Below are 14,358 nucleotides of genomic sequence, written 5' to 3'. Positions count from 1 at the left end.
TCCAACGGCAACCTGAAGAGTCTACCAGCAGCGGGATGCCACGGCGAACCGGACGACGTGCCCGCGCGGGTACGCTCGAACCCGTGCAGCACGCGGGGGTCGGGGAGTGAGCGCGCCCGGAGAGCATCGCAGCCACTTGATCGATCTGCGGCCGTTCCGCGCCAGTCCCGCGTTCACGCGGATGTGGATCGGGTCGACGCTGGCGGGTCTGGGCGGCCAGCTCACGATCGTCGCGATCATGCTCCAGATGTACGACATCACCGGGTCGACGTTCGCCGTCTCGATGATCGCGGTCGCCGGGCTCGTTCCCATGATCGTCGCCGGCATCTACGGCGGCATGCTGGCCGACGCGTTCGACCGCCGCGCCATCGCGCTGCTCGCCGCCTCCGTGACGTTCGCGTCGACCGCCGTGCTGGCCGTCCTCGCGTGGACGGGCATGGAGACGGTCTGGTGGCTGTACGGCTTGAGCATCGTCAACTCCGCGGCGAACTCGATCGTGCTGGCGACCCGCCAGGCGATCGTGCCGCGGCTGCTCCCCCGCGAGCTGCTGCCGGCGGCATCCGCTCTCGGGGGCATCACGGTGGGCATCATGGTGATGGCCGGTCCTGCCCTCGCCGGTGTGCTCGTGGCCCTCACCGGCTACGCGTGGACGTACACCCTCGACGTGGTGCTGATGCTGTCGCTGTTCCTCGGCCTCTGGACGCTGCCCGCGCTCCGCCCCGAGGGCGCGGTCGTCCGGCCCGGCCTCGAGTCGCTCCGCGACGGGTGGCGGTTCCTCAGGCGCGCGTCCAACATCCGCCTCCAGTTCGTCCTCGACATCATCGCGATGACCTTCGGACAGCCGCTGTCGCTGTTCCCCGCGATCGGCGCCGTCCTCCTCGGCGGAGGACCGATCACGACGGGGCTGCTCACCGCCGCGATCGCCGCGGGCGCGTTCGCGTCGAGCCTGTTCTCGGGCCGCGTCGGCGGCATCCGACGACAGGGTCTGGGCATCGAGCGGGCGATCCTCGTCTACGGCGGCGCCATCGGCGCGCTCGGGCTCGTGCTCGGCGCGGCCGCCCTCGGCTGGTTCGCCCCGGTGGGCGTCGACGCCGACACCCCGAACCTCGTGCTCATCTCGCTCGCGTGCGTCGTGCTCGCCGTCGCGGGAGCGGCCGACAACATCAGCTCCATCTTCCGCAACACCATGGTGCAGGCGGCGGTGCCCGACGCGATCCGCGGCCGCCTGCAGGGGATCTTCATCGTCGTGGTCGCGGGCGGGCCGCGTCTCGGGGCGCTCTACGCGGGAGTGCTCGCGACGCTCACCGCGCTGTGGTTCCCGCCGCTCCTGGGCGGTCTCGTCATCCTCGCCCTCGTCGCCACGCTCGTGCGGCTCAGCCCCCGCTTCCGCGACTACGACGCCGAGAACCCGGTCCCGTAGCCGAACGGCCGCACTTCGGCGGATTTCGGACGTCGCATCCCGCGACGCGCGCCGCGGGACGCGGGCGGTCGTACCGTGGGCTCCATGGTCACGACGCAGACGGCTCCCCCGGTGCGCGCCACCCCCGCGCCCACGGCGCGGTGGGTCAGCGTGCAGTTCGTGCTCGCGGGAATCGTCTGGGGCTCGAGCTTCCTGTTCATGAAGGTCTCGCTCACCGGCATCTCCCCCGGCCAGGTGGCCTGGACCCGCATCCTGCTGGGGGCGCTGACGCTCGGCGCCCTCGTGCTGCTGCGCCGCGAGCACCTGTCGCGGAGTCTCCGCGTGTGGGGGCACCTGACGGTGCTGGGACTCACGTTCTGCGTGATCCCGTTCCTGCTCTTCTCCTGGGCCCAGCAGCACGTCACGTCGGGTGTGGCGAGCATCTTCAACGCGACCACTCCGATCATGACGGCGATCATGGCGTGGCTGGTGTTCCGGGTCGAGCGCCTCAACGTGCTGCAGGTGCTGGGCATCGGGGTGGGGATCGTGGGAGCGGTCGTCATCATCGCGCCGTGGGAGGGGATCGCCTTCGACGGCAGCCTCGTCGCCGAGCTCGCGATCCTCGGAGCGACGGCCAGCTACGGCTTCAGCCTCGCCTACATGCGGCGCTTCGCATCGAACACCGGGATGTCCGCCCTCGCCTTCACGTTCGGCTACATCGCCATGGCCGGTGTGGTGATGGCGCTGCTGACGCCGTTCCTCGTGCTCACCCCGGTGCGCCTGGACCCGTCCATCGTCGCGAGCCTGCTGATGCTGGGCTGCCTCGGCACGGGCATCGCCTACGTCTGGAGCCAGAACACGGTGCGGGCGTGGGGACCGACCCGCGCCTCGACGGTCACGTACATCACGCCGGTCGTCGGCGTCCTGCTGGGCATCCTGGTGCTCGGCGAGACGATCACCTGGAACGAGCCGGTCGGCGCGCTCGTCATCTTCCTCGGCATCCTGCTCGCCCAGGACCGCCTCCGCCGCCGCACCGCTTGAGCGCGGGGGCGCAGCGCGGCGGACGGACGTAAACGAACGAGAAGCGGATGCCTCGCGCCGAGGCATCCGCTTCTCGAATCGCTCACTCGGGCTGGTGCGCGCCCTGCAGGTCGAGGGTGATGGTGATGTCTTTGCCGACCAGGACGCCGCCGGTCTCCAGTGCGGCGTTCCAGGTGAGGCCGAACTCCTCGCGGTTGACGACGGTCTTCGCCGTCGCGCCGGCCTTGTAGTTGCCCCACGGGTCGACGCCGAAGCCGCCGAAGTCGAACTCGAACGTGACCGGCTTGGTGATGCCGCGGATGGTCAGGTCGCCGTCGACGAGGAAGTCGCCGTTCTCGACGCGTGCGCCGGTGGAGCGGAACTCCATCGTGGGGTGGTTCTCGACATCGAAGAAGTCCGCCGAGCGCAGGTGGTTGTCGCGCCCCTCGTCCTTGGTGTCGACGGAGGCCACGTCGACGCTGGCCACCACGGTCGCCTCGAGCGGGTTCTCGGGAGCCACGAGCGTCGCGCTCTTCATGCCGAAGGTGCCGCGCACCTTGGAGATCATCATGTGACGCACGCTGAAGGTCACTTCGCTGTGCGCGGGGTCGAGCACCCAGGTGCCCGTCTTGTAGCCGGGGATGTCGATGGCGGTGGCGTCGGTCATATCGGTCCTTCGTCGTGGTTCGCGGGAGCGCCCGCTGCTGCGGGCACACGGGGTGGAACGCCGACGAAGGATGGTTCTATTCCCGTGAATAAAAGTTCCCGGTCGCGGAAACGACGGAGGGAGCGGACGCCGCAGCATCCGCTCCCTCCGATCGGGTCGAGACGTCAGCCCACCGAGATGAGGTCGATGACGAAGATCAGCGTCTTGCCGCCGAGGAAGTGGCCGCCGGCGGGACCGTAGGCGAGGTGCGGCGGGATCACGAGCTCGCGGCGACCGCCCTCCTTCATGCCCGGGATGCCGTCCTGCCAGCCCTGGATGAGGCCGCGGAGCGGGAACTGGATGCTCTCGCCGCGGTTCCACGACGAGTCGAACTCCTCGCCGGATTCGTACTCGACGCCCACGTAGTGGACGGTCACGGTGTCGCCGGGCTTCGCCTCGGCGCCCTCGCCCACGACGATGTCGCGGACGACGAGGTCGGCCGGGGCCGGGCCGGCGGGTGCGTCGATCTCGGGCTTGGTGCGGTCGTCAGTCATGACTCCATCCAAGCACGCCTGTCACGGGCGGCGCAGGCGGGTTCACTCCCGGCGTACGCCGGGAGGACGGAAAGACTCAGCGCTCGGTGCCGCGGCGATGCCTGCGTGCCTACCGAGCGCTGAGTTGACCTGATCACAGCTTGCCGGGGGCCCCGACGCGGTGTCAAGGGCTACGGGGCGAACATGGCCGCCCGTGCCGCGGCGGTCTTGGCCAGCAGATCCCGCTCCTCGGAGGCGGCCAGCGGGTCGCGGCCGGTGATCGCGCGCTGGCGTGTCGCGGCCAGGGCCGTGGCATCCGCTATGAACGTCCTCATCAGCGCCGAGCGGTCGCCGCGCAGGGTGCGCGCCCACGCGAGCGCCGCCTTGCGGCCGGCCGATGTGGCCAGCATGTCGACCTCCTGCGGCGTGAACCACCCCGCAGCGGCGTAGTCGCCCAGCCGACGTCTGGTCAGCCGGGACTCCTCGCGGCGCAGCGCCACGATACCCAGGATGAACCCGATGAACAGGGGCACCTGCAGGGTCAGGTAGAGGAAGAAGAAGTCGCCGAACATCGCCGAGCCGTTCCAGAACGCGTGCAGCGCGACGGCCCCTGCCAGTCCGATGAGCCACGGGCCGATCGCCTGGCCGGTCGACAGTCCGCGGCGCGCCGCGAGGCCCAGCGCGAAGCCCGTCACGCTCGTGAACATCACGTGGGCGAACGGCGAGAGGATCCCGCGCAGGAAGAACGTCGTGGACGTCTCGGCGGGACCGCCTTCGATGAAGCTCACGGCGAAGTACTGGATGTTCTCGGTGAACGCGAAGCCCGCGCCGACGAGCGCGCCGTACACGATCCCGTCGACGGGTCCGTCGAACGCGCGGCGGGCGGTGGCGAAGATGAGGAAGACGCCGATGCCCTTGGCGAGCTCCTCGACCACCGGGGCCTGGACGACGGTGCGCAGCACGTCTCTGGCGGCGGAGTCCGCGTCGCCGAAGGCCACGGTCAGCACGAGGTCCGCGCCGAGCGCGATGCCGACCGCGGCGATCGCCCCCCAGGCCACCGCGAGGATGAGCAGGCCGCGCGGCTCGGGCTCCCAGCGGTCGACGAGGCGGACGGCGAAGAGCACCCCGGCGAGAGGGATCAGCGCGAGCACCATCCCCACGATCGACGCCCCCGGCCCGAGCGCGTTGAGGAAGTAGCCCACCAGCGCGATGAGGACGAGGACGAGGATGCCGACGATCCAGATCGTGGCGGAGCGCCCCCGCCGCGCCACGGCCGGCGCACCGACGGGGACGGGCGAGGGCGACGTGGCCGGAGGCGTGATGGCGGCGGGTGCGGCATGACGGGGCTGCGCGAGCGCGGAGGCGAACTCCGGCGGAGTGAGAGACGGTCGCGGACGGGAGGCGCCGGGGTCGTGCGTCATGCGCACAGCCTATGGCTGCGACCGCGCATCGGGCGCGCATCCGGTCGGGACGCGCGCCCGCTCGCCGGATGAGTAGGTTGGGAGGATGCGCTTCGCCCATGTCGTGCCGGCCGAGTCGGGCAGGCCGAGGCTCGCCCTCATCGAGGACGACGAGGCGATCCTCGTGGAGCAGCTCTTCGACGGTGCCCCGCGCACCCTCGAGGAGCTCATCGGAGGCGGCGACGAGCTGCTGTCCCGTGTGCGCGACGGCGTGGGCCGAGGGGCGCGTCATGCTCTCGGAGCGATGGGCTTCGCCTCGGCCGTGCTCGATCCCCCGGTGATCCTGGCCATCGGGCTCAACTACGCGGCGCACTCCAGCGAGCTGGGACTCAAGACCGACTCGACGCCCACCGTCTTCGTGCTCTGGCCGAACTCGCTGGCGGGCCACCAGGGCACCACGATCTGGCCGCGGACGCTCAGCGAGTCCGTCGACTACGAGGCCGAGCTGGGCGTGATCATCGGCACCCCCGCCAAGGACGTCGCCCCCGAGGACGCCCTCGACCACGTGTGGGGCTACACCGTCGTCAACGACATCACCGCGCGCGACATCCAGTACTCCGAGGCCCAGTGGTCGCGCTGCAAGTCGTTCGACGGGTTCACCCCCACCGGCCCCTTCGTGGTCACCGCCGACGAGGTCCCCGACCCGCAGCGCCTCCATATCTGGACGGTGCTCGACGGCAGGACGCTGCAGGATGCCTCCACCGCGCAGATGGTGCGGCCGGTCGCCGCGTTGATCTCGCACCTGTCGACGTCGGCGACCCTGCTGCCGGGAACGCTCATCTCGACCGGAAGCCCGGGCGGCGCCGGTTACTCCCGCGACCCGCAGGTGTTCCTGCGCGACCGCTCCACCGTCACGGTGGGCATCGACGGGATCGGGGCGCTCACGACGCACTGCCGCATCATCGGCTGAGGCGTCCGCGCCCGCGCTTCGACGGCGAAGGGCGGGCCCGCCGTGCGAGCCCGCCCTTCGTCGGAATGCGTCAGTTGCAGGTGATGGTGCCGCCGCCCTGGAGCTCCCACGTGCCGGGTCCGAGCTCTGCGCACGCCGCCGCCATGCCGCCGGCCACGACGGTCACGATGATGATCGTCACGATGATGCCGATGACGATCAGCACCGAAGAGATGATGATCGCGGCCAGCGCCCAGCCGTTCTTGACGCCCGCCTTGCGGCTCTGCACGAGCGCGACGATGCCGAGGATCAGCGCGACGAGCTGGACGAAGAACGACAGGATGAACGCCACGATGCCGAGCGTCTTGCCGGGGACCGGCTGCTGGTCCGCCGGCGCGCCGTAGGCGGCGGGCGGGGCGGAGCTGTACGCCGGCGCCGCGCCGTAGGCGGGCGGAGGCGCGTCGTACGCCGGTGGCGGCGTCGAGGCGGCGGCGGGGGGCGGAGGCGCAGCCGGCTGCGACGCGGGCTGCTGCGGCTCCGGCGCGGCCGGGTTCTGCGGATCGGTCATTTCTCGCCTTTCGTTCGAGTCTCCCTGACGTTATCGACCGGGAGCCGCCCGCGGCAACAGCTCAGCGCGTGTCTGCCGACGCCTGCTCGGCGACGGTGTCCTCGGGCGCCTGCACCAGCGGGATGGCGGCGGTCACCGTCTCGAGACCCGACAGGCGAGCCGGCGAGAGCTGCTTGGTCACCTCGTCGCGCGACATGAGGCCGGCCTCGACGACGAGGTCCGCGACGTTGCGCCCCGTCAGCAGGGCGGCCTTGGCGAGCGCCGCGGCGGCCGCGTACCCGATGAACGGCGTCAGCGCGGTGATGACGCCGACGCTGGATCCCACCATCGCCCCGAGCCGTTCCCGGTTCGCGGTGATGCCGTCGACGCAGTTGACCCGCAGCGTGTACATGGCGCGGCGCATCCACGTGATCGACTGGAAGATCGAGTGCGCGATCACCGGCTCGAAGGCGTTCAGCTGCAGCTGGCCGCCCTCGACGGCCATCGTGACGGTGAGGTCGGCGCCGGCCACCGCGAAGGCGACCTGGTTGACGACCTCGGGGATCACCGGGTTCACCTTGCCCGGCATGATGCTGGAGCCGGCCTGACGCGCCGGGAGGTTGATCTCGCCGAGTCCTGCCTGGGGTCCCGACGACAGCAGCCGCAGGTCGTTGCAGATCTTCGACAGCTTGATGGCGTTGCGCTTGAGCGACGAGGAGAACGACATGAAGGCGCCGGTGTCGCTGGTGGACTCCACAAGGTCCGTCGCGAGGTCCAGGTCGAGGCCGCTGATCTCGCGCAGATGGCCAAGCACCGCCTGGCTGTACGCGGGATGGGTGGTGATGCCGGTGCCGATGGCCGTCGCGCCCATGTTGATCTCGCAGAGCAGGTACGCGTTCTCCTTGAGACGGCTGTAGTCCTCGCCGAGGGTCGTCGCGAAGCCGTGGAACTCCTGCCCCAGCGTCATCGGCACGGCGTCCTGCAGCTGGGTGCGGCCCACCTTCAGCACGTCGTGGAACTCGACCGCCTTGCTGAGGAACGCCTTGCGCAGGAGATCGAGCTCCTCCAGCAGGGTCAGCAGATCCAGGCCCAGCCCCACCTTGACGGCGGTCGGGTAGACGTCGTTCGTGGACTGGCTGCGGTTGGTGTCGTCGATCGGCGACAGGAAGGCGTAGTCGCCCTTCTCCCGACCGGCGAGCTCGAGCGCGACGTTGGTGATGACCTCGTTCGCGTTCATGTTCGTGGACGTGCCGGCACCGCCCTGGACGACGCCGACGACGAACTGGTCGTGGTACTGCCCGTCGATCACGAGCTGCGCCGCCTGGTCGATGAGGTCGGCCTTCGACGGATCGAGGACCCCGATCTCCTTGTTCGCACGCGCCGAGGCCTGCTTGACCATGGCGAGGGCCTTCACGAGGTCCTTGTAGACCGAGATGGGCCGCTTGGAGATCGGGAAGTTCTCCAGCGCGCGGGCGGTGTGGATCCCCCAGTACGCATCGGCGGGGATCTCCAGGGATCCCAGGGAATCGGTCTCGGTGCGGGTTCGCATCATTGCGTCCAGAGCCATGTGTGCAGTCCTCGTGGGTCGTTCACAGCGGTGTGGGGGTCGATTCGAGACTACTCGGCGGAGATGCCCGCCCACCTGTACACCGCGTACACCGCGCCCCGGATCTCGATACACCGCGGAGGTACGGCCGCCTCCGAGGCGCCGCGTCACGCTCGTTTGCGGGAGAACTCCTCGAGCCGCTGCTCCGGCGTGAGAAGCGACATCCGCTCGACCCACTCCGCGGAGAACACGTCGGAGGTCGGGGCGTCCACGACGGGCACCACCGCGTGCGTGATCGTGTCGTCGTAGACGTGCACGAGGTGGAAGGACTGGCCGGCGTCCATCCCGTTGACGTCGACCGCCGCGCGGGCGAGGTTCATCGTGTAGCACGTGGCCGCCGCGACGCTGACGGGGACGCCGGCGAACGTGCCGCTGGTGGAGTAGTGCAGGTGACCGGCGAGGATCGCCCTCACGTCGCTGCCGGCGACCACCTCGGCGAAACGGCCCTGGTCGCGCAACTCGAGGATGTCGAACAGGGGCACGTGCGACGGCAGCGGCGGGTGATGGAGCGCCAGAATGGTCCCCAGCGGAGCGGGGGCGGCCAGCACGCCGCGGAGCCACTCCAGCTGGGCGGTGTCGAGGTCGCCGTGGTGCCACCCCGGAACGGACGAGTCCAGCGCGACGAGGCGCAGTCCCCCGAGGTCCCAGACGCCGGTGATCGGGTGCTGGCTCTCGTCCTGCCCGAGCAGGGCGCTGCGCATGGCGGGGCGCTCGTCGTGGTTGCCCGCGACCCAGACGACGGGGGCGCCGAGGCGTGCGGCGACCGGCTCGACCGCCTCCCGCAGCGCCTCGTACGCCTCCGGCTCGCCGAGATCGGTCAGGTCGCCGGTGAACACGATGGCGTCGGGACGGATGCCGATGGCCTCGGCCGCCTCGAGGGTCCGGGTGAGATTGGCCGCGGTGTCGAAGCGACCGCCCAGCGGACGGTTGCCCGCGAGCAGGTGCGTGTCGCTCAGATGCAGGAGCGTGCGGCGCGCAGGGGGGTACTGACCGAACTGGACGGTGGCGACCATGTGCCCACCCTATTGCGCACGCGCGGCGGCATCGTGCCGCGCGCTCAGTGGTTGAAGACGATCAGGAGCAGACCGCCCAGCACGGCTGCGGCGCACACCGCGAAGCACGCGTACGCGCCGACGAGCGCGAGACGCTTCTGCCCCTCGGTGAGGGGGCTGCGCTTGGCCGCCTTCGCCGCCGCCTTCTCGGCGCGGCGGGCCTCCTTCTCGGTGATCACCGTGATGGCGTCGGTGAACTCGACGGGAGCGACCACGGGCGGGCGCCCGGCGCGCACGAGCAGGCGCAGGCCGAGGGCGTAGAAGCCCACCACGAGGACGGCGGCGGTGAGCGCCGCGGCGAACACCTGCACGAAGGCGAACCAGTCGATGGTCATCGCTCGCCTCCTTCCTTCGAGCCCGATGCCGTCGGCTGCGGCGGCGTGGGCGTCCGGGCGGCCTTGGCCGCCTTCTTCGCCGCGGCGGCCGCCGAGGCCGAGCGTCGCGCCTCCTCACGGGCGAGCGCGCGCTGCCGACGGGTCGGCGGCGGGTTCTTCTTGACCTTGACCGCGCGACCGGACTCGGCCACCTCGCTCATGGCGTTGGAGGCGTTGACCTCGTTGCGCCGCGAGCGCAGGAAGATGAGGAGGATCACGGCGGTGGCCAGCACCGCGTCGATGATGATGCCCCAGAACCCCAGCCACGTGACGATGAGCGCGGCGAGCGCGCCGACGCCGCCCGCGGCGGGAAGGGTCAGCACCCAGCCGATCATGATGCGTCCGGCCGTGCGCCAGCGGACCTGCGATCCCCGCCGGCCCAGTCCCGACCCGATGACGGACCCGGAGGCGACCTGAGTGGTCGACAGCGCGAAGCCGAGCGCGCTGGAGGCGAGGATGGTCGATGCCGTCGAGCTCTCGGCGGCGAAGCCCTGGGCCGGCTTGACCTCGGTCAGCCCCTTGCCGAGCGTGCGGATGATGCGCCAGCCGCCCATGTAGGTGCCGAGCGCGATCGTCACGGCGCAGGCGACGATCACCCACCACTCGGGCTCGGGGTGATCCTGCAGGCCCACCGTGATGAGCAGGAGCGTGATGATCCCCATCGTCTTCTGGGCGTCGTTCGTGCCGTGCGCGAGCGCGACGAGCGACGACGTGAAGATCTGACCCACACGGAACCCGTCCCGGCCGTCCGCCTTGCTGTCGTAGCGGCGGGTCGCGGCGTAGGCGATCTTGGTCACCGTGAACGCGATGAGCCCTGCCGTGAGCGGGGCGATGATGGCCGGCAGGATCACCTTGGACATCACGACGCCGAAGTCGATGGCGGTGACGCTCACGCCCACGATGGTCGCGCCGATCAGTCCGCCGAAGAGGGCGTGCGACGACGACGACGGGAGCCCGAGCAGCCACGTGAGCATGTTCCAGGTGATCGCGCCGATCAGGCCCGCCAGGATGACGGCAGGGAAGATGGAGGCCGAGATCTCCTCTTCGCGGATGATTCCGCCCGAGATCGTCTTGGCCACCTCCGTCGACAGGAATGCGCCGACGAGGTTGAGCACAGCGGCGAGCAGGACCGCGGTGCGGGGCTTGAGCGCGCCGGTCGCGATCGGAGTCGCCATGGCGTTGGCGGTGTCGTGGAAGCCGTTCGTGAAGTCGAAGAACAGCGCCAGCGCGATCACCAGCACGGCGGTGATGAGGGTTGCGGTTTCCACCGTTCGCTTTCGGTGAGGGAGTGAGGGAATGGTGCCGACGGGATCGGCGTGACGAACGAAGAGTTCACCAGGAATTCAGGAACCGGCAACCGGCCAGAAGAATCCTACATCGGTCGACCTGCCGGTCAACTCGCCGGGCGACTAGCGTGGAACGGTGACTCTGAGCGACTCCGCATCCGCCCCGTCCACGCCGGATTCCGGCATCCGTCCCCCTGTCGCCGAGCACCGGATCACCGTTCGGTCGCACCACGGCGACGAGGTCGAGGACCGCTACGAGTGGTTCCGCGCGAAGGAGGACGCCGCGGTCATCGCGCACCTCGAGGCCGAGAACGCCTACACCCAGCAGCGCACCGCGCATCTGGAAGGACTGCGCGCGCGCATCTTCGACGAGATCAAGGGGCGCACCCTCGAGACGGACCTGTCGGTGCCGACGCGTCGCGGCGAGTGGTGGTACTACGGCCGCACGGTGGAGGGCCAGCAGTACGGGATCCAGTGCCGCGCTCCCCTCGCCTCCCCCGATGACTGGACCCCGCCCGAGCTGTCGCCGGACGTCGAGGTTCCCGGCGAGCAGGTGCTGCTCGACGGCAACGTCGAGGCCGAGGGCCACGAGTTCTTCTCGCTGGGCAGCTTCGAGGTCAGCACCGACGGTGCGCTGATGCTCTTCGGCGTCGACGTCGCCGGCGACGAGCGCTACACCGTGCGCGTGCGCGACCTGCGCACCGGCGAACAGCTGCCCGACGAGATCCCCGGCACGTTCGCGGGCGCCACCTTCTCGCCGGACGGCCGGTTCATCGTGTACACGACCGTGGACGATGCGTGGCGCCCCGACACGGTGTGGCTGCACGAGCTCGGCACGCCCGTCGAGGACGACACCCGGCTGTTCCACGAGCCCGACGAGAGGTTCTGGGTGGGGGCCGGGTTCACGCGCAGCGACCGCTATCTCGTGATCGGGCTGGGCTCGTCGATCACCTCGGAGGAGTGGCTGCTGGACGCCGACGACCTCCGCGGCGAGCCGCGCGTGGTCTGGCCGCGCGCCGAGGGCGTCGAGTACGACTCCGAGCACGCCGTCATCGACGGCGAGGACGTGCTGTTCATCCTTCACAACGACGACGCCCTGGACTTCGAGCTGGTGCGGGTCGCGGCATCCGACCCGTCAGGCGAACGCGCCGTCGTCATCCCCCACCGTCCCGGCGAGCGCCTGCTGGGCGTTTCGACGTTCCGCGACTGGGGCGTGGTGGCATACCGCCGCGGCGGGCTGGCGCGCCTCGGCATGCTCGACTACGGCACCGGCGGCGTCAGCGAGATCGCGTTCGACGAGCCGCTGTACTCGGTGGGCACCGGCGGCAACCCCGAGTGGGCTCCTCCGCTGCTGCGCCTCGGCTACGGCTCCTTCGTCACGCCCGGCACGGTGTACGACCTCGACGTGGCCACGCGCGAGCTGCACCTCCGCAAGCGTCAGCCGGTGCTCGGCGGCTACGACCCCGCCGAATACGCGCAGGAGCGGGTGTGGGCCACCGCCCAGGACGGCGCGCAGATCCCGATCTCGCTGGTGTGGAAGCGCTCGTTCGGCGACGCGGGCGTCGCGCCGCGGCCGGTGCACCTGTACGGCTACGGCTCGTACGAGCACTCGATCGAGCCCGGATTCTCGGTGGCACGGCTGTCGGAGCTCGACCGCGGCGTCGTGTTCGCCGTGGCCCACGTGCGCGGCGGCGGCGAGATGGGGCGGCAGTGGTACGAGGACGGCAAGCTCCTCAGCAAGCGCAACACGTTCACCGACTTCGTCGACAGCGCGCTGCACCTCATCGACAACGGCTACACGTCGCCGTCGCAGCTGGTGGCCGAGGGAGGCTCGGCGGGCGGCCTGCTCATGGGCGCGGTGGCCAACCTCGCCCCCGAGCTGTTCGCCGGGATCCTCGCCGACGTGCCGTTCGTCGACGCGCTGACCACGATCCTCGACCCGTCGCTGCCGCTCACGGTGATCGAGTGGGACGAGTGGGGCGACCCGCTTCACAACCCCGACGTCTACGCCTACATGAAGTCGTACTCGCCGTACGAGAACGTGCGGACGGATGCCTCCTACCCGCGCATCCTCGCCGTGACGTCGCTCAACGACACCCGGGTGCTGTACGTCGAGCCCGCCAAGTGGGTCGCGCGGCTGCGGGAGGTCGGCGCGGACGCGCTGCTGAAGTGCGAGATGGTCGCCGGGCACGGCGGCGTCAGCGGCCGCTACAACGCCTGGCGGGAGCGCGCCTTCGAGCTCGCGTGGCTGCTGGACGTGCTCGGCCTCGCCGACGCCTGAGCGGTGACGGATGCCTCGGGCCCGAGGCATCCGTCTCCGTCGTGCGTGTCTCAGTAGGAGCCTCACGCGCGCTCTGGTACCCGCAACCGAGACTCTCCACTCCGCCATGGCACACAAGATGCGGGAGAAGCGAGCGAATGGGCACGTGAAGTGGGACACGTTGGTGGCTTGCGGCTCCTCCCCAGGTCCCGCACGGGGGCCGGCGATGCACACAATCGCTTCTGGGCGACGGATGCCGGTGCGCGAGGCTCCTCAATGGGACGGTGTCCCGCGCGAATCCGCTTCCCGATGTGCTCGCGGGCCGCGCGTTCTCCGTTGCGGAAGCGCGTGTCCACGGTGTCTCCGCGTCGCGCCTCCGCGCGAACGACCTCATCCTCCCGACGCGGGGCGTCCGGGCGCCGCGGGGTGAGGCGACCGAGCCATCGGGCGACGAGACCCATTCGCAGAGACTCGCGCGCCTCCGCGGTGAGCTGTTCGAGCGGGCGGCGCTCTTCGCCCCCGCTCTGACGCCCGACCAGTTCTTCAGCCACGATTGCGGCCTCGCCCTCGCCGGCGCGCCGCTTCCGTTCACGAGGGCCGCAGCACGTGAGCTCCACGTGTCCGCGCGCCGCCCCGCCGGCAAACCGCGCCGCGAGGGGGTCATCGGCCACAGGCTGCAGGCGCGGGAAGCGGCCCGCTGGACCGCTCGCGGCCTGCCGATCGAGCATCCGGCGCGGATGTGGCGACAGGCGGCCGCGCTATGGCATGTCGACGACCTCATCGCAGCGGGTGACTTCCTGGTCCTGCCGCGGAACCGCCTGGCCACCCTCGACGACCTGAGGCGCGAGGTCTCGGAGGCGGGTGACGTCGCAGGCGGGGTGCTGACGCGTGCCCTGCACGCGATACGAGTCGGCGCCGAGACCGCGGAAGAGACCACGCTCCGCCTCGCCATCGTGCGCGCAGGATTGCCGGAGCCTCAGCTCAACTGGAGTCTGCGAGGCGCCGACGGCGAGTTCGTCGCCCGCTTGGACATGGCCTATCCCGACCTGAAGGTCGCCGTTGAGCACGACGGGCGCACGCACGCGTTCGACGAGGCGCAGTTCGCGCGGGACGCCGACCGGTGGGACCGCATCTCCGCCCTCGGCTGGCGCCTGGTGCGAGTCCTGAGTCACCATCTCCATCCCGATCGAACCGGCGCGGTGCGCCGTGTGGCGGACGCCCTGGTCGAGGCCGGCTGGCGCCCTGGGGCCCGCTGACCGGTCATCTGCGACGGGCGTGGCCGTCGT

At 70.6% G+C, this 14,358-nt stretch carries 13 protein-coding genes; 5 read left to right on the top strand and 8 right to left on the bottom strand.

Annotated features, from left to right (window positions below; genetic code table 11):
* The first annotated feature begins 136 nt into the window (after nt 1–136).
* Nucleotides 137–1,420 (top strand): MFS transporter, encoded by a 1,284-nt coding sequence (locus ACWGUG_RS13080; protein ID WP_452324932.1) that lies wholly within the window; start codon nt 137–139, stop codon nt 1,418–1,420.
* 84 nt (nt 1,421–1,504) lie between these two features.
* The gene (locus ACWGUG_RS13075; protein WP_378884754.1) at nt 1,505–2,440 is read left to right on the top strand and encodes a DMT family transporter; all 936 of its coding nucleotides are present in this window, start codon (nt 1,505–1,507) and stop codon (nt 2,438–2,440) included.
* An 82-nt stretch (nt 2,441–2,522) separates the two neighbouring features.
* Here ACWGUG_RS13075 and ACWGUG_RS13070 read toward each other — a convergent pair whose 3' ends face one another.
* From ACWGUG_RS13070 to ACWGUG_RS13060, 3 genes are all read right to left on the bottom strand, one after another.
* Entirely contained in the window at nt 2,523–3,086 is a 564-nt protein-coding gene (locus tag ACWGUG_RS13070) for a YceI family protein (RefSeq protein WP_378884751.1), read from the bottom strand.
* A gap of 164 nt (nt 3,087–3,250) precedes the next feature.
* Nucleotides 3,251–3,619, bottom strand: coding sequence for an FKBP-type peptidyl-prolyl cis-trans isomerase (locus ACWGUG_RS13065; RefSeq protein ID WP_336399071.1), 369 nt, complete (start codon nt 3,617–3,619; stop codon nt 3,251–3,253).
* A gap of 170 nt (nt 3,620–3,789) precedes the next feature.
* Nucleotides 3,790–5,019 (bottom strand): PrsW family intramembrane metalloprotease, encoded by a 1,230-nt coding sequence (locus ACWGUG_RS13060; protein ID WP_452324931.1) that lies wholly within the window; start codon nt 5,017–5,019, stop codon nt 3,790–3,792.
* Between the two features lie 85 nt (nt 5,020–5,104).
* On the opposite strand from ACWGUG_RS13060, the gene ACWGUG_RS13055 reads away from it, so the two are divergent.
* On the top strand, nt 5,105–5,968 hold the full coding sequence (locus tag ACWGUG_RS13055; protein WP_452324930.1) for a fumarylacetoacetate hydrolase family protein: 864 nt from the start codon (nt 5,105–5,107) through the stop codon (nt 5,966–5,968).
* A gap of 70 nt (nt 5,969–6,038) precedes the next feature.
* Here ACWGUG_RS13055 and ACWGUG_RS13050 read toward each other — a convergent pair whose 3' ends face one another.
* The 5 genes from ACWGUG_RS13050 to ACWGUG_RS13030 all read right to left on the bottom strand — a co-directional run bounded on the left by ACWGUG_RS13050 (nt 6,039) and on the right by ACWGUG_RS13030 (nt 10,794).
* Nucleotides 6,039–6,515, bottom strand: a complete 477-nt coding sequence (locus ACWGUG_RS13050; RefSeq protein WP_336399074.1) for a DUF4190 domain-containing protein — start codon at nt 6,513–6,515, stop codon at nt 6,039–6,041.
* Between the two features lie 61 nt (nt 6,516–6,576).
* Nucleotides 6,577–8,061 carry an aspartate ammonia-lyase gene (locus ACWGUG_RS13045; protein ID WP_452324929.1) on the bottom strand — a complete coding sequence of 495 codons (1,485 nt, stop codon included), beginning with the start codon at nt 8,059–8,061 and terminating at the stop codon, nt 6,577–6,579.
* Nucleotides 8,062–8,207: 146 nt separating this feature from the next.
* Nucleotides 8,208–9,113, bottom strand: a complete 906-nt coding sequence (locus ACWGUG_RS13040; RefSeq protein ID WP_336399076.1) for a phosphodiesterase — start codon at nt 9,111–9,113, stop codon at nt 8,208–8,210.
* Nucleotides 9,114–9,157: 44 nt separating this feature from the next.
* Nucleotides 9,158–9,487: a peptidase gene (locus ACWGUG_RS13035; protein ID WP_336399077.1), complete on the bottom strand. Its 330-nt coding sequence runs from the start codon at nt 9,485–9,487 to the stop codon at nt 9,158–9,160.
* The gene (locus tag ACWGUG_RS13030) at nt 9,484–10,794 is read right to left on the bottom strand and encodes an inorganic phosphate transporter (RefSeq protein WP_336399078.1); all 1,311 of its coding nucleotides are present in this window, start codon (nt 10,792–10,794) and stop codon (nt 9,484–9,486) included. Before ACWGUG_RS13030 ends, ACWGUG_RS13035 begins: the two co-directional genes overlap by 4 nt.
* Before the next feature lie 160 nt (nt 10,795–10,954).
* Here ACWGUG_RS13030 and ACWGUG_RS13025 point away from each other — a divergent pair, with 160 nt between their 5' ends.
* Entirely contained in the window at nt 10,955–13,093 is a 2,139-nt protein-coding gene (locus ACWGUG_RS13025) for a S9 family peptidase (protein ID WP_452324973.1), read from the top strand.
* A gap of 263 nt (nt 13,094–13,356) precedes the next feature.
* Complete coding sequence (locus ACWGUG_RS13020; RefSeq protein ID WP_452324928.1) at nt 13,357–14,328, top strand: hypothetical protein; 972 nt, start codon at nt 13,357–13,359, stop codon at nt 14,326–14,328.
* The last annotated feature ends 30 nt before the right edge of the window (nt 14,329–14,358 follow it).

The organism is Microbacterium sp. NPDC055455 (assembly GCF_053619935.1).
Note: the sequence above shows the minus strand (reverse complement) of the source record. Positions and strands in the feature narration are given on the sequence as shown.